Source organism: Nitrosomonas sp. (assembly GCF_040240425.1).
Classification (GTDB): Bacteria; Pseudomonadota; Gammaproteobacteria; order Burkholderiales; family Nitrosomonadaceae; genus Nitrosomonas.
Map to the genome: position 1 here is coordinate 63,292 of NZ_QPHG01000004.1, position 16,826 is coordinate 80,117.

The window sequence follows — 16,826 nt, forward strand, 5'->3', positions numbered from 1 at the left end:
TCATGCATGATCCTCGCATTATTGTGGCACTGGATTTTTCCAGCGCGGTTGATGCGCTGCAACTAGTCAACAGACTTGAACCACGACTATGCCGGTTAAAAGTAGGAAAAGAACTCTTCACTACTGCTGGTCCGCAGTTTGTTGAAAAACTGATTGCCAAAGGCTTCGATGTTTTTCTCGATTTGAAATTTCACGATATACCTAATACTGTAGCAAAAGCCTGTGCAGTGGCGGCTAATCTCGGGGTATGGATGATCAATGTTCATGCGCTGGGTGGCCGCAAGATGATGATGGCGGCACGTGAGGCCATTTCAAATAGCCCCACACGGTTGATAGCCGTTACATTGCTGACCAGCATGGATCAAGGCGATTTGGCCGATATTGGCTTACAAGGAACTCCAGAGCAAATTGTCGAGCGCCTGGCACAGTTAACTAAAGATTGCGGTCTGGATGGCGTAGTCTGTTCTGCGCTTGAGGCCAAACGCTTGCGTCAACAACTAGGCGATGATTTTTGTTTGGTGACACCGGGAATCCGGTCTGCTGATAGTCAATCCGATGACCAAATGAGAATTGCCACTCCTAGACAAGCCATCCTCAACGGCGCGCATTATTTAGTCATTGGCAGACCAATTACTCAAGCAGACGATCCAATTCTTGTATGCCGCCAGTTCAGTAAAGAAATCTCATCAATTTAACAAGCCGCCACGAAGAACAGGATGCTGCTTATATCAAGCACTGCCACCAAAACGATACCTTCATACGGAATACTATCAATATATTGGCATAATTTGCCTATCACCGAATTGGCTGCAAAGTTACGGCAGACGCAAATGCAACATCCCTGTCAAACAAAATCCGTAGACTGGATCATCCTTCATACAAATTCTGGTCAACCGGCAGGTATTGCCAATCTCGTTGATATCAATTGTGCATCGCCGCACCGAATTTATGATCGGCTTACCCATTCCTGACGATCACGCGCGCGGTATCCCACTCGAAGCGACCTTACTGATCCTTGAATATGCGTTTAACCGTATTCAATTGAACAAACTGACAACTATTATCTTTATGCAACCAATCTATAGACTCACGCACTATCGCTAATACTGGACTTTGTTCAAGAAAGTCATTTTCGCGAACATTTGTTTAAGCCTTTTGATGAGCAATTTCTGGATATGTATGTCAGCGGCATGACACAAAGTGATTTCCGTTCCAACACTGGAATCGCAAAATATCCTACCGCTGGCTTGGTCAGGACATTACCGCAACGCAGCCGGATAATCCCATTCAGTTACTTCCTCTGCTTATTAACCAGCGTTACTAACTAATTTTCCGCAGAGATTATTCTTACTGGAAAACGAAATCGCGCTTCGGGATTTCTTTATACTGAAAAGTGATAAATCCATGAAAGACGGTGACTGTGTATCAAGTTGCAATCTTCACTCTCTTGCGTTCGCATCCGTTGCATTATCCGAGCTCGTTGGCACATCGAATCAGGATGTTATGCTTCTCTAAATATTAGAAGAGTTTCGATTCTTATCATTGTACCTGAGTAGAGTTCGGAGCAATTTCTCCTGCAAGTGCTCGTGCGTAAGCTGCGCGAGCCGTCTGTGCAATTGCCAGCTGGATCCGCAGGCGTGCGATCTCCTGCTCGGTGAGACGTAGATTAACAATTTGGGTACGAGCATTAGCACTCAGATCATCGAGCACGTATTCCTTACCGTCAATGGTTACGGTGGTTCTTTTTGATTCTTGATTCATGGGTTAATCCTTAGATTTATTCGAAAAAAACCCCGCCTTTTGTCGAGGCGGGGTTTTTTTATTTAATACCGCAGAGCGCAAGAAACACGCTCCAAAACATTATACGATCTTACTAGGCAATCTCGATGAGACCAGCAGCACCGCCAGTCACAGCTTCGACACCATTGAAGACACCAGTCAACTCAACTACCGTGTCTGAAGCGCCATCCTGGAATACGAAGGAACTATCAGCCGCTGTAATTGCACCGTCACCATTGGCGTCGTAGTTGAATACAACTGTTGCGCCGGTACCGTTCAGATTAGTCGCCAGATAAGAAAGAACATTTGCTATCGATAGCTGATCGGCACCTGTACCCACTAAAACCGGAGCTGCGTAAACATCGTTATCATCAAAGGTAACAAGATTATTGGCAGCTACGCTATGAGAGAATACATCCGCAACGTTGGTGCCATCCACTGCGCCAAGCGCTACCGCTGCAAACGCTGAAGGTAGATCGAGAACATCGTCCCCTGCCGTGGTAGAACCAGCAACCACACCCGCAGCACCTGCCACACCCGCATCTTGGAAGCCAGCAATCACATCCCAGCCAGCTGCAGTCGAATCACCATCAGCAATAACGATCGTGTCAACCATACCATCGAGAGCAGCTACATCTTGCAGTACAAACTTATCGGCACCGATGCCACCACTGAAGGTATCGTTATCAATGGTACCTACTGCTGCATCATTACCAGAGCCGCCATTGAAGATCAAACCATCAGCCGCTGCAGAACCGGTCCACATGGCGACGTCATTACCGCCATTGCCATTGACAGTTTTAACGCCTGTAGAAAGTCCAGCAACACCCGTGCTCAATAATGTCGCACCAGCACCAGCGATGATATTGAGATTGGCGTTTGCATCGCCATTAAGGGTAGCGGCACCAGCTGCATTCTCAACTACTGCCAAACGGCCATCCAGCACTGCAGAATTATCCCGCAGTCTGTCACCAGTCCAACTCAGAGTCAGATCGGAACCATTGCCTACTGCGATCGTTTGATCTATATCACCTGCACCTGCACCGTTACCCGCTACGTCAATGAATAACGTTGTCACACCGCCACTCAAGGAAACGGTGTTGGTAGCCAGAATAGCATTGATGCCGGTCGATAAATTGTCAGTTACTGAGTCGATACCGGTACCTACGTCGAAGGTATCGTTACCGTCCTTAGCGGTCAGAGTATCATTGCCCGCACCGGTACTGATTACATTATCACCACGATCACCCACAACAGTATCCCAGCCGGAGCCCGTGTTGATGTTGTCTTTCTGAGCCGATCCGGTAATGGTGTTAAAGCCATTACCTGCATTAATTGTGATGTTGTTACCTGCCGAACCCAGCGCAGAGAACACATTATCACCGTCAGCCAGCGTTACAATGGCATTGTTGCCCAGCGAAATAACAGTCGCTGTCAGGTCGCCACCGACGTTAGCAGCATTGAAGGTAGTCAATGAGTTATTGAGCGCAGCGCCAGATACTGTACCCAGCACCACGTCATCTTCTGCCGACACTGTCAGTGAAGTCATGGTTTTCGACCAGATGTTATTGATCGTGGTTACAGCATTAGCAGCATCTGCAGTGACATCTTCGTCGGAAACGACAATGTTCATCGAAGTAATGCCGTGAGCTGTCAACTGCCCAAGATTGTAAGCCGTCGCACCGTAAATCACGTCATCCAATGCAGCGTTGATATTGACTGTAAGCGCGGTCGCAGCATTGTTAGCCAGCGTCACACCATTGAAATTGGCAACCAGACTTTCATCGTTGATCGTTAACTTGTAAGCCGCATCACCTGCAGCACTGGTGCCGATGCCGTCCCAATCCGGATCTGCAAGCCGTGCAGCTGCATCCGCAGCAGTCTGGTTCGCAGTGGTGTTGTCATCATCTGTATCCAAATCGGCACTGAAGTTCAACACGGTCAGATTAGTATCGGTCAAGGTGATGACATCAGTCACGGCTACGCCAGCAACATTAAACGGCTCTGCAGTCAGCGGCGAAGCATCTGCGTCACCATTGGCCGCGATATCTGCCAGAATCACCAAGCCATCAACATCGGCATTTGCCATACCGAGCGTGACGTTTTCATTAGCGATTACGTGCAAGTTCTCGACACCTGTCAATGTCAGCGCTGAATCCTTGCTGAATGCAGCACGAACAGTATCAGTGCCAGCCGCATCGCTGATTTTATCAGTTGCATCAAAATCATCGATGTTAACAAAAGTCAATATATCATCGCCACTACCCAAACGTATATCCTGCGTAATGGTAGTAATTGGAGCAACCGCATCCCCAACGCTTAAACGCAGATTACTGAGCTGAGCTGAGGCTTCAATGGTTTTTGCGTTAAGTGTTGAATTCACAGTGTAATCATCACCCGCACGACCACCGGACAAAGTAATGGTACCGGTATGTTCTTGAGCAGCTGTCAAAGTCACAATGTTATCTTCGGTGTCAGCATCTACGATAGTGACATTCTCAATAGCACCTACACCAGTCGCTTGACCATCAAAGTTTAAGGTGTAGTTGAATGTATCTTGCGTATTCCGGTCATTTTCTACGCGAATAGCAGCGGTATCATTCGTGCCTGATGCATCGGCCAGACGAACCCGCACGGTAGCGTTATTCGCAAGCACGGTAGGTTCAGTGACTGAGTGGCGTAACACTAGACCATCGGCGGCCAGCGCAACACCTACATCATCCAAATTAAACGTGGCAGCATTGTTATCGGAATCTTCGTCGCGCATGATGACAGAAGTAAGATTCGCATCGAATGCATCAAAGTCAATATTGTGAACATCATTTACAATCGGCTGATTACGTAACTCGAGTGTTTGAATGTTGCTGATACTTGCATCACCATCGATATCACCATCAGTTAGAATCAAGCGATTAGCACCTGTTCCTCCGTCGATCACATCGCGGTTGGTATCCGTGGTTGCTGCAACACCACGCGAACTCCAGAAAGTATCATTGCCCAAACCACCGGTCACAACACCATGAACAGTCTGTCCTGAATTGGCCGGATCAGCAAAGCCGCCTAGCGAGTTAGTGATATCAAGAGTTAATGTGCCTTCAAAAGCAGAAGCATTCAGATTGAGCAGACCTACAGCGCCAGGGTTACCGATACCAGGTGCACCCAAGGCATCAAACTCAGGAGTAGTTACGATTGCTGTTGGAGTCAAACCCGCAATTTTCAGCGAACCGTCACCAGTGATAACCAGCGACTCCATTTCATTAACCGATAACGCAGCGAGATCAACACCATTGGAAACATCAAGATTAACAACCTCAAAACCCTCAGTATTTGCACCAGCTCCTCGCGCATTCTGTGCCACGCTATTAGCCAAAACACCATCGAGTTCTAGTGCCAGCGCATCATCACCTGTTAACACACCCTGTTTAAACCGGAACAGTACGTTCACATTATCGGATGCGGTATTAGCAACACGGAAGTCAGCGGCCGGGGTGCCAATATTATCAACCGTGACCGCAGTCGCGTCAGATGTCACACGCTTGACATTCACAGCCTCGGTAGCATCGGCATTACGCAAATCGAGGGTTGTGGTATTGCCAGTCCAATCGATATTAACATTCTGTATATTAAACAAATTAGGCGTAACTGTAGCAGTAGTTCCTTCATCTGCATTGATATTACCCATTGTCGCGTTCAGAGTGTTATCAGAACGACCAGCCAAACCTGTCAACTGATCTTCATCTTGCAACGACAGAATACGGTCAGATCCATCTGGAACGAATACCATCGGCGCGTTAAAAACATTGGCCGTAGCAACATCTGAACTATTGGTCAGCGTAAATGCATCTCCAGAAGAGATTGCATTCAATATTGCCTGTACCTCCGCATCCGAATAAGCCGCTGTACCAGTGACTCCATTCAGAACTTGCGTAAGCAGACTAAAATCAGTTGAATTATTTACTTTTGAGAAAGCATCCGCAACCTTGACTTTATTTTCCAGCAAAGTTTTAGCTTCAGCAAATACAGGGTCGGTTGTTGCTGACAAAAAGGTTACCGCATCGTATACGATATCACCAATATTATCACCGGCTTCGATACGATCATGAAAATAGTCATGCGCCAGGGAACCCGCACTAGCTGGATCAGAATCTGCAGTCACACCGAAGTGATCCATCAGAATACCGACTTGATCTTCTACTGTAACTTTACCAGCCAGAATGTTCGTGACGAATACCGCATTGGAACTCAGTAAGTTTGACAGCTGCTGGACAGTCCCACCATCTGAAACAAAATTTGCCAACTCAGACAGATAGGTTCCTCCGGGTGCACCATTAAACAAACCCGCAACAACCTTCAAAATGTCTGCTTTCTGTGTATCATTTATAGCCATGGGAGCTCCCTTGATAAGAAATTAAAAATAGTTACGAAAGTAAATTACTTGCAAGTTTTTCACTTTTCACTTTGTCTCTATGTAACCTCTATGCAGTTAATAGTATAACTGCCAGAAGATACCACAAAAGCCAAGTTAAAGTACATTCTGCCGAAAACAAAACCGCTTTGCAAGTATGCGACGGAAGTTTACGTTGAATATGTTGTTTATTTGCAACAATATAGAGAGTAGGATTTTTAGCATTATTTACAGTACTTGAGAGAATACTGTAAATGCACTCGTTTAACTTTACTGGATCGCCAAGAAATCTGGCTGCTTTATCAAAGTCGCGGGAAGTAGCGCAAGCTGACGGAACGTTTCCATGTCAACCGGCCAACGGTTTATGCCGTACTGAAACTGCCAGACTTTAGGAATTCACCGCATGCAACAACACCAACCAGCGGTTCAGAATGCTGCAATACGATATCAAACATTTAGGCCAAAGCGAACACAACAACCCAGATATGTTTCAAGCGTGAAGCCAAACGCCATATTGAACGGATTTGTCCCTCAAACCGTCAGCAACCAATTGCACAAGAGATACGAAACGTACTCCCCAAGACCATCGGCTGATGGCTCCGCCTCCCAAGCTTAGGGGATTGCGGCTCAATGCGCTACAGCAACACTTGCCAAGGTATTACCCCTTCCACCTCGCTTAAGAAACCCTCCCGCCCTGTCCGGCGTTTCGTTTCTTGTTACTGTAATTAAGATCGGCAAAGCTCGTTTGGTGTGACATGGCGTATTTATAAAGCCGCCAGAAAAATCCATCATCTCAGACTTCAGGATTTGTTCAGCGCTTCCTTAGAGTGATTATTCCCAGTTCATTTGTAAAAAAGGGCCAAAAAACTCCCGATCGCTTACATGCAAAACCAATATTACATTGAAATAAGAAATTTACATGATTCTGCAAAGGTCTCGTAATACATTATGGTGCATGCAGCGATTGAAACGCTCGATGCAGAACGGAGCACCTTATTTTGCAAATAAGCGCTTAAATTATCAGCGGATTTGGATGTATCTGCTTCAAAATGCCCTGGAAAGATTATCCAGGTCAACTCATCCCATTTCTATCCGATATTTTTGTTAGTTTTTCTGCGATAATACGCCCGTCAATTTTACTGCTATCTATCCAAATTCTTGCATTTGTTCAATACTACTTTTTTTAATAGCTTTCTCACTTTACGGCAGCACTATCCGCTTATCCTGCAGATGACCAAGCGGGAGGTCATTAGCCGATACCGAGGTTCATTTCTGGGTTTGCTATGGACATTTATCAATCCGATTTTGATGTTGTCTATCTATACGTTTGTTTTTAGTGTGGTTTTTAAAGTACGGCTGGATTCGCACAACAGCTCTGTTATGCATGGTGATGAATTTGCTTTTGCCTTGCTGCTATTTACAGGACTGATTCTATTCAACTTATTCTCAGAATGCCTAGCTCGCGCCCCCGGATTGATATTGGCCAATATTAATTACGTCAAGAAAATCATTTTTCCCCTTGAGATCCTGCCTCTGATTTCTTTATGCTCTGCGCTATTTCATGCCGGGATTAGTTTTTTAGTATTATTTTCCTTTTTGTTGATCACCAGCCATCCTATCGAATGGACAATCATTTTTCTGCCAGTGATTTTGCTGCCACTTGTTTTACTTACTCTGGGATTATCCTGGATACTGGCTTCAATTGGCGTTTTTGTTCGTGATATCGGTCAATTTATTGGCCTGGTGTTAACCATGCTGTTATTTCTTAGCCCTATTTTTTACCCTGCTTCCGCGTTGCCGGAATCTATTCGTGATTACTTGTTTCTTAATCCGCTGACTCTGATCATCGAGCAAGCGAGAGCAGTCATTCTTTACGGGCAATTGCCAGACTGGAGCGGCTTGATTCTATACTATCTATTCGCTTTTCTCATTGCCTGGATTGGTCTGCTATGGTTTAACAAAACGCGCAAAGGGTTTGCCGATGTTCTTTAGTACCGCAAATTCTGAGTCCGCCATTGCAGCACTGAATCTCTCAAAATGCTATCAACTGTACGAACACCCGACGGATCGTCTCAAACAATTTTTATGGCCGCACCGCTGGTTGGGTGCGCGGCAATACTATCGCGAACTGTGGGCGTTACACGATATTAATTTAACGATCATGCCCGGAGAAGTCATTGGTATCGTGGGCCAAAATGGTTCCGGAAAATCGACACTACTGCAATTGGTTTGTGGCACCTTAACACCAACACACGGCGATGTTCGAGTCAATGGCCGGATAGCCGCCCTGCTGGAACTCGGCGCCGGATTCAATCCCGAGTTCACCGGACGTGAAAATGTTCTCATGAGTGCAGCAATCATGGGGCTCAGTCAATCTGAAATTGCTGATCGCATTGAACACATTATTGATTTCTCCGGTGTTCGCGATTTCATTGATCAACCGGTCAAAACTTATTCCAGCGGTATGTATGTTCGTCTGGCATTTTCCGTTGCGATTAATGTAGATCCGGATATTCTGGTGATCGACGAGGCTTTGTCCGTCGGCGATGGTGCTTTTGCCCGTAAATCATTTGATCGCATCATGCGAATGCGCGACGCCGGGAAAACGATATTGTTTTGTTCACATTCGCTCTTTCAAGTTGAATCCTTATGCGCGCGCGCCATTTGGATCAATAAAGGCGAGATCGTACTGGATGGTGAATCAGCGCAAGTGGTATCCGCTTATCAAACATTTCTGGATAAAAGCGCATGGAATGCAACACTTGAAACTCCCACCGCCGCTCATACTGAACCAGCATCCAATACACAACACGGATCCGGTAGCGCACGCCTGGAAAGAATCAAATTACACGTCAATGATATGCCTGTTCAACAGGCCATCGTTACAAGCGGCGAGTCACGCATGATGATAGAAGTGGTGTTCACTTCCGATCCTGCGCTACCCTGCCCCACGATTGCTATGACAATACAAACAAAGGATGGACGCACGATCACCAGTGCGGCCACATGGGAAGACCAATTTGATTTGCAGCGTGCGCCATCCGGCGCAGGCCAAGTTTGTCTCGGATTCGATCAGCTGCCACTGCTTAAAGGTGAATATCTGATTAATGTATATTTGCTGTGTGAGCGCGGTTTGCATCTTTATGATGCAGCGGAAGCTGTAGCAAACTTGCAAGTCAAACAAGCTGGGCGCTTACAAGGATATTTTTCAATTCCTCATCAATGGGAAAATAACACGGCTCCCCATAATGACTAAGTCAATCAATCAGCATCTGATGCCAGACACCCAGCACTACCGGCAGACCGATACTTTTGCCGCGGCGGGCATGTCTACGCCATCCTCCCCCTTTAGAGATTTGACATTCCCGGCGAATGTCTATGCCCATGCATTATCATTGCAAGAAGATAAAACCGCCGATCTGCATTATGGGTTATTTGAAAATGACAAAACCAGCTTAAGCACCGCGCAGCAATTTTCCACCAATCTGCTGATGGCGCGGCTGCCGCTTCCCCCCTGCCGCATTCTGCAGGTCGATGTTGGTCTTGGCACCACCTTTTCTTTACTTCGCCAGCACGGCTATGATGTGCATGGCATCACTGCCGATATACAGCAATTAAAATATATTCAAAAATCATTGGGGCCGGAAGCTTCTGTAAGCCACCATTCTCTGGAAACATATACAGCCGAGCCAGGCAGCTTTGATGCCGTATTATTCCAGGAATCGGCGCAATACATTGAGCCGCTGTTGATTTTCGAGAAAGCGATGCATCTGCTCACCTTATCGGGTGATTTAATTATCATCGATGAATTCGCGCTTAAGTATGATAGCGTTGGAATTAGCAGACTCCATTTACTGCAAGACATGATAGAGCTGGCCGGGCGATTTGGATTCGAGCTGCTTGAACACTTGGATCTATCCATGATGGCTGCCCCCACATTGGATCACCTGCTGCGAATGACCACAACCCACCGGAGAAGTCTGCTGCAAGACCTTGCTCTGAACACCGAACAACTACAACAACTGGACGAGTCAAACCGGAACTATCGCAATCAATATGCAAGCGGCCATCATGGCTACGCTTTGCTGCATTTCAGAAAAAAGTCACTCCCCAAATGGCGCTTGCAACTTCTGGGCAAAAACCATATCCCGGCAATGCTCGGATTGTTCAAAGACACCTTTCATCATGACATGACACAGGCCACCTGGCAGTGGAAATACGGCTCCAATTTAAGTCATCAGGTTGGCGCGTGGCTGGGCGATAAACTGATCGCTCATTATGGCGGTGTTGGCCGGAAAATTCTGCTCTTCGGCCAGCCGCAAATGGCCGTGCAAATCTGCGATGTCATGGTGGATACGAGTGAACGCGGCATACTCACCCGCAGAGGGCCATTTTTTCTGACAACGGCGACCTTTCTGGAGCGTTTCATCGGCTATGGTAAACCTTATCTGGTAGGTTTTGGCTTCCCGAACGACCGTCACATGAAAATTGCGGAGCGGCATGGATTATATGCAGCAGTCGGGCGCATGACTGAATTCTCTTGGAGCACACGATCGCGTTTCCCATTATGGGGAACACGTTTGCACCTCATTAGCCATGATCAGACTAGCCTCACAAAAGCCACGGTCAATCAATGCTGGCAGCGTATGGCTAAAGATCTGCAGAACGCGATTGTCGGCGTGCGCGATTGGGAATATGTGCTGCACCGTTACCTTAATCATCCGCAGCAACGCTATCAGGTGATATTGGTAAAAAGCCGTTTCAGCCCGCGCGCGCGCGGCATCTTAGTACTGCGTTTCGATCCAGAAGGTTGCGAAATCCTTGATTTGATTGCGCCCTTAGCTGAAATTCCGTTATTGATCACTCATGCCAGAAGACTGGCTGGCCTGCAGGGCGCCGCAAGAGTGTTTTGCCGGATTACCGAGAATTTCGCTCGCCACTTTGCCGTTACAGGCGGTACTCAACAGTCCGTGAACATCCATATACCTGCAAACACTTGGAGCGACGGCCCCTCCCCCGAGACACTGAAAGATCGTTGGTGGCTGATGAGCGGCGATAAAGATTTCCGTTGAACCGAAAAACCCGGCAGAGCAGAAAAAAGATTCAATCAATTGTTCTCAACAGCTTTTTCAACCCGGGTGACCGTTAAATCTTCCAATCGATATTGGTAACTCTCAACTAAATTTTCTGTCGTTACATTAGAAATACCCGTCAATAACTCGAGTTCGCCCAGCTTTTGAAAGAAACCTTTCTTCTGATACTTATTCAACAATTCCTGATTAATTTCGACTAGATTGGTATTGTTAGCAGTGCATACACTGATCCATTGCTCACGCTCCTGCACCGCAGCTACCAATAGCTGATTATCGTTTTGAATTTGCCGGGCCTGATCAATAATTTTCTGTTGTTTCTTTAATTGTGTCTGTGCTCGTTTCTGCGCTTTTTCCAGGTTTGATTCCAGCTTGCCTCTAATGCTCTGGAGAGTTTCCGTGTCGGCACGATAACGATCAACCTCTTGTTGCAATGGCTGCAATCGTTTGACTTCCGCTTCCAGATTTTTAACCTGCTGTAGAAGCTCGGATTTTTCCGCTTCCAGCGCTGCTTTCTCCTGACCTAACTGCCGCAGCATGCCTTGCGCTTTTCTTAACGCTTGGTCCGCGGCGTTACTCTGCTTAGGCGCTTGCGCATGAATGGCTGGCGCGTTCAATACCAACACGCATAGCAACAAGGATGTTAAAACAGCCGTTCCTTTTATTCTCATTAATCCAAACCTCTCATCTAAAAACGCACATTCAGATCCAGCAACAGCGAATCTACGTTGAGTGTTGGTCCATGAATAGCGGAAGCGCTCATCCAGCGGAGATTAACCCAAGTATTATTGGCAATGCCATAATTACCGCCGATCCACCAGCCTTGCGCATTGGTGCCGCCCAGATGAAATACCGAATCCGTAAAGGCATCCAGAACAGCATCACGCTCGATATACCGGTAAGCAATAAACGCATTCCAATTCTTAAACTTCAGCGCATCACGATCGCCCACATCCATACGGAATTGGTATGCAGTGGTCTTGTCTCGATTATCGAGCAAACGGCCAGCGAATTCACGCTGTATCCGGTTCGCGTTATAGCCAAAGTTCTTTGTAAAATCAAAAGTAAACATGACATTGATCGGCGCAAATCCGGCGTAGTCATACAACGCGGTAAAGTTAAAGATATTGAAATCGGATGCCAAACCATACAAGCAACCTTGACCTACAAAGCTTTGCGTGCTGTTGCAACGGCTATTGATCGGTGTGCCGTCAAGCTCGTTACCCTCATTCACGTTAATCGGCACCATGGTATTGCCCCATTGCACAAATTGCGGCGCTGTCCAATCGTTGGCAAAGCTATTAGGAGCATTGGCTCGAGCGCGTGTATTATGAAAATGATAGAAACTAACCGCCGCTTTGAAGCGGGATTGGTCATGAACTAACCAATCCACACCGGCCTGGCCACCGAACAGCCATTTATCCTTTTCCGAGAGATTCACTTCCTGAATCGGAAAAACGCCGACTGTGGCAAACATTGTATTCGGTGTTTGCGGCCCCATATTAATACCGAAGCGGCCGCCGAGATCGACCAGTGCGGGCGGTTTATAGTTTTTAACATTGGGGGCATCTTCATTAAAGCGTTGCCGGAATGTTGCAGCAAATCCCTCAAAACTTAAATCGGAATCGTAGACGACGTCGGTAGAGAAGAATGGATTGCGGAAACGGCCGCCATACACACTAAACCGGTCTCTGCCTTTTTCGTCGCGATAATCGTATTGCAAAAATCCTCGATCGATTGCCAATTCATAACTCTGTCCGGTAACTCCTAAGCTTTGATCGTTGGACACCGGGTTGCGCATATTGCTGGTCGCCAAGCGGACGCCCGCTTTGAGGCTATCGGTAATATCCATCTCAATACCGGCACGAAAACGCTGGCTGAAACGCAAACGATCAAACTCCGTATTTTGAAATTCTTCGTTTCTTTGAAAAGCCGGAATATGACCGCCATCCCGGTTAATCGCTATATAATCGAGAAATGGGGCATTATCATTTCCAAAAAAATCATTTGAACCCCGTAAGCGCATATCAAAGGTTAACCTTGTTCTGTTAAGCCATTCCGGCAAAGCAGCGGGAACACCCCATGCCTCTTTCTTTGCATTGGCCTTCACTTCCTGCACAACTTCATCTTTAAGATCCGCGCGGACCTGCTGGCGTATCTCATCCTTGACGAATTCCGGCACATAACCGACGAAAACCGGCCCTTTTCCTTTTACTTTCTCGCCAGTTGGTTTATCCGGCGCCGTACCTTTCACAACTTTCGGCTCCGCCACCTGTTTTTCTTCGACGCGCTCTTTCGCTATTTGATCTCTGGCTTCTTGCGCTGCTTTCTTTTTCGCCGCATTCACGAGCACCTTGGCTTTCTCTTTGTCCAACAACCCTTGTTCAACAAACAATTCGATCAAATTGGTGGTGGTATTCTTGAGTTCCAGAAGCTCCTCACGCTCGTTAGCGATTTTTTCCTTGAGCTTGAGCAATTCGCTCTTTTCATCGGCCATGACCGGTACCGGTATCATGCTGGCCAGTAAAACGGCGATGATCATTCTCGAAATCATTATGTTTCTCTTGAAAATAATAGGTTTCAGGTTGGCGGTAAATACAGTCATCATTTGCTTCGTCACGTTAAATCCTTGATATCAGTTTTATTTTTAGCGGTTGCGGCATATTTTGCGGTGGCGCTTTACCGATCGCGATGCGCAGCTTGGGCAGTGCCGCTTGGATGCTCTGGTCGACATCTTTCTTGCCACTGGAGCCGATCAGTTCCGCGCGGCCAATACGCCCATCGGGATTGATCCAGATATTCAGCAACACGCTATATCTTTCCTTCCGGGCGCCGCTGTCAGCCAGCAGCGTTTGTAATTCTTCTTCTAAGCTTTGCTTGACCTGGTTGCCATACCACAAAATGGCATTTCCACCGCCCCCACCCAGCAAACCGCGCCCGCCCTTTTTACCGAGTAGACCGAAACCATCGCTCCCGGCAGCGCCTTCTGCGTCCAATCCCAACTCATCACCAGCGGGTGCGTCCACATCCGTATCGTCTGGCGACGGTTCCGGCTCACTGTCAGGTTGGGGCTCCTCGATGGGTTGGGGCTCCGGCTCCGGAATCTTTTCCTCGGGTGGAGGAGGTGGCGGAGGCGGAGGTGGCTGAATCACCGTAATCTGCTGGACTGGCTTTTTAGTTTGTACCGGTTTATCGAACTGGCTTTGGATGTAATAAATGATCGCCACAATACTGACAGCCAGTATCACTCCGATAATGATGGGCAGGCGGCGTAGCCAAGGCTCGTTTTTTTTCACTTCGGACCAACCTTACTTCACCAGTTTCTGTGTAACCAAGCCAAGCTGGCTAATCTCAAGCCGCGATACCACATCGAGCACTTCAATGACCTTCTCGTATTGAATCGTGGCATCCGCCTTGAGTATCACCGGCAAATCCGGATTGGCCGCTTTGTATTGACCCAGCCGAGTTTCCAGGTCGGCAATCGATACCGGATAAGTATCCAAATAAATCGTGCCGTCCTGCGTAATCGAAATGGCCTTGGTTTTGGGTTTGCTTAATGACGGTGTGCTACTGGCCTTCGGCAAGTTGACAGCGATCCCTTCCACTGACGCGGTCGTCATGATGATGAAAACGATCACTAATACATAAGCCACGTCCAGCATTGGGGTAATGTTTATGTCGTCATAAATTTTGTCGTCCTCTCCAACTTTCATGACTCGCTCCTTTTTTGTCTTTCGGCGATACGTTCCGAAACCACGGCCAGAAACTCATCCGTGAATACATGCATATCAGCCGTGATATCTTTGATTTGCACCAGCAAATAGTTGTAGGCAAACAAGGTTGGAATGGCGACGGCAAGACCGGCAACGGTAGCGGCCAATGCCGCGGAAATACCGGGGGCGATTGAATTGATATTAACGTCGCCGGTTGCGGCGATTACTGCAAAGGTAATCATCACGCCCATGACCGTACCCAACAGTCCAAGGAATGGGCCACCGGAAATCGAGATTGTCAGCAACACCATGTTTTTGTTGAGCTTTTGATGTTCCCGGACAACCGCGGCATCCAACCGGGCGCGAATCACGTTCAGTGCTTCGGAACTCAGTGTTGTCTGGTTGCCATTGATCCGCTTACGTAATTCTTGTACGCCGACATGATAAACACGATAGATCGGAGAACCCTGGAAGTGGTCGTGCTTGCCAAACATCGCCAGAAAATCGGAATCTTCAGCCGGTTGATCCTCTTCTTTTTCGTCGTGATCCAATGAATCCAAGTCGGATACATTAATATTCCGGTATTGATGCAGAAACGCAGCGTTTTCCTTTCTCGCCTGTTTCAAAGTGACACCCTTGCTAATCATCACCATCAAACCGATAACCAGCATCACACCGCACAAAGCGATCACGACCCAACCGTCGACCGTCAGGTTCTCCAGAATAATCCGGCCATAATTGACACTGGCGCCGCCTTCCGCCGATTCGTCGGAACCGAAATTGATCACGGTAAAATCGGGGCTTTGGCTACGGAATTGCAATTTAATCCAATCCGGACTACGCGCAATCTTGGCGATCTGCACTTCATCCAGCCAACCGGTCAGATGCGCCCCTGCTTCGGATGAGCCGATCAAAAGCGCCGGTGAAAATGGTTTCAATGCAATCGGCGCATTCGCAACCTGTACGCCATCGAGATAAAGCAGCAAATTGTTTTTCTCAACCACCAGCGCCAAATGCTGCCACTGTCCTGGAGTCAAGCTGATTGCACCAGTTTGGTTGGCGCCGCCGCTACCGTTCTGATAACTGGCTTGTATAAATGCGCCTTGTAACTTGATTTCAAGCTGCGCAGTGGCATCTTTGGCCTGCAGAATCGTCGCATTCTGCTCCTGCTCCGTTTTAATCCAGGTGCTGAATGTCCAGCCATTTTCCGGATCAATCTCCAGCGCTGGATGCGCCCCTGCTTTAATCCCGCCCTGTCCTTCAAAACGCGCAGCAGCAGCGATATAGCCATTCGGATCGATAATGGCCTTGGAATCGTTTGCGTGCAGTAAATAAGCCGTTGCATCCTGCGGCAGCGCTTCGCCCTCCTTGAAATGGTAGGTCAGCACTTGATTGACATCGTAAATGCCTTGGGGATCAGAACCGTTTGCTGCATTGGCATTGCCGTAATACATCGTGAAATTATCACTACTGATACCGCCACGAACCACGGGTAATTTGACCCAGACCAATCCAAGCTCTACCAATGAATCGATCCTCTCGACATCATGCATAAGCGCGGCTTTATCTTGCTGCATAAAGCGCAGATCTTTACCGTTTTCCGCCAGATCGAGAAAAAAGCCAAAATTACCGCTGTGCAAACGCACCAATACCGGGAAATCCTCCACGGTACCCTGTATATCAGCCCCGGTGATGCTGGCATCAACCGTTAATTGTTTGCGTGAAGGCCATGCATCGTTCCACCAGGCGCGGCCCTCCACGGATACTAATGTCAGTATCAACAGCAATATAAAACGATGCATAAACAAAAATTTCTTCATTAACCAACGATTCCCATAT

General features: G+C 47.5%; 11 protein-coding genes. 4 read left to right on the forward strand and 7 right to left on the reverse strand.

The features are described from left to right. Positions 1-2: 2 nt before the first annotated feature. A complete protein-coding gene (gene pyrF / locus DU481_RS02305) occupies positions 3-695 on the forward strand; it encodes an orotidine-5'-phosphate decarboxylase (protein ID WP_350132066.1) in 693 nt (230 codons plus the stop codon). A gap of 844 nt (positions 696-1,539) precedes the next feature. On the opposite strand, the gene DU481_RS02310 is transcribed toward pyrF, so the two are convergent. Further along, positions 1,540-1,761, reverse strand: coding sequence for a hypothetical protein (locus DU481_RS02310; protein WP_350132069.1), 222 nt, complete (start codon positions 1,759-1,761; stop codon positions 1,540-1,542). Between the two features lie 112 nt (positions 1,762-1,873). Then, on the reverse strand, positions 1,874-6,166 hold the full coding sequence (locus DU481_RS02315; RefSeq protein ID WP_350132072.1) for a beta strand repeat-containing protein: 4,293 nt from the start codon (positions 6,164-6,166) through the stop codon (positions 1,874-1,876). A 1,248-nt stretch (positions 6,167-7,414) separates the two neighbouring features. Between DU481_RS02315 and DU481_RS02320 the strand changes: the two genes are divergently transcribed. The 3 genes from DU481_RS02320 to DU481_RS02330 are packed head-to-tail and all read left to right on the forward strand — an operon-like array spanning position 7,415 to position 11,256. Further along, a complete protein-coding gene (locus DU481_RS02320) occupies positions 7,415-8,176 on the forward strand; it encodes an ABC transporter permease (RefSeq protein ID WP_350132075.1) in 762 nt (253 codons plus the stop codon). Continuing rightward, entirely contained in the window at positions 8,166-9,440 is a 1,275-nt protein-coding gene (locus DU481_RS02325) for an ABC transporter ATP-binding protein (protein WP_350132078.1), read from the forward strand. Before DU481_RS02320 ends, DU481_RS02325 begins: the two co-directional genes overlap by 11 nt. Then, positions 9,433-11,256, forward strand: a complete 1,824-nt coding sequence (locus DU481_RS02330; RefSeq protein WP_350132081.1) for a bifunctional class I SAM-dependent methyltransferase/GNAT family N-acetyltransferase — start codon at positions 9,433-9,435, stop codon at positions 11,254-11,256. Before DU481_RS02325 ends, DU481_RS02330 begins: the two co-directional genes overlap by 8 nt. Positions 11,257-11,291: 35 nt before the next feature. Here the strand turns inward: DU481_RS02330 and DU481_RS02335 are convergent, their stop codons facing one another. The 5 genes from DU481_RS02335 to DU481_RS02355 form a co-directional block, all read right to left on the reverse strand. Further along, positions 11,292-11,945 carry a hypothetical protein gene (locus DU481_RS02335; RefSeq protein ID WP_350132084.1) on the reverse strand — a complete coding sequence of 218 codons (654 nt, stop codon included), beginning with the start codon at positions 11,943-11,945 and terminating at the stop codon, positions 11,292-11,294. Positions 11,946-11,962: 17 nt separating this feature from the next. After that, the gene (locus tag DU481_RS02340) at positions 11,963-13,828 is read right to left on the reverse strand and encodes a putative porin (protein ID WP_350132088.1); all 1,866 of its coding nucleotides are present in this window, start codon (positions 13,826-13,828) and stop codon (positions 11,963-11,965) included. Positions 13,829-13,895: 67 nt separating this feature from the next. After that, entirely contained in the window at positions 13,896-14,570 is a 675-nt protein-coding gene (locus DU481_RS02345) for an energy transducer TonB family protein (RefSeq protein ID WP_350132091.1), read from the reverse strand. A gap of 12 nt (positions 14,571-14,582) precedes the next feature. Beyond that, entirely contained in the window at positions 14,583-14,987 is a 405-nt protein-coding gene (locus tag DU481_RS02350) for an ExbD/TolR family protein (RefSeq protein WP_132427258.1), read from the reverse strand. After that, positions 14,984-16,807, reverse strand: a complete 1,824-nt coding sequence (locus tag DU481_RS02355) for a DUF2341 domain-containing protein (RefSeq protein ID WP_350132094.1) — start codon at positions 16,805-16,807, stop codon at positions 14,984-14,986. Before DU481_RS02355 ends, DU481_RS02350 begins: the two co-directional genes overlap by 4 nt. Between the last annotated feature and the right edge of the window lie 19 nt (positions 16,808-16,826).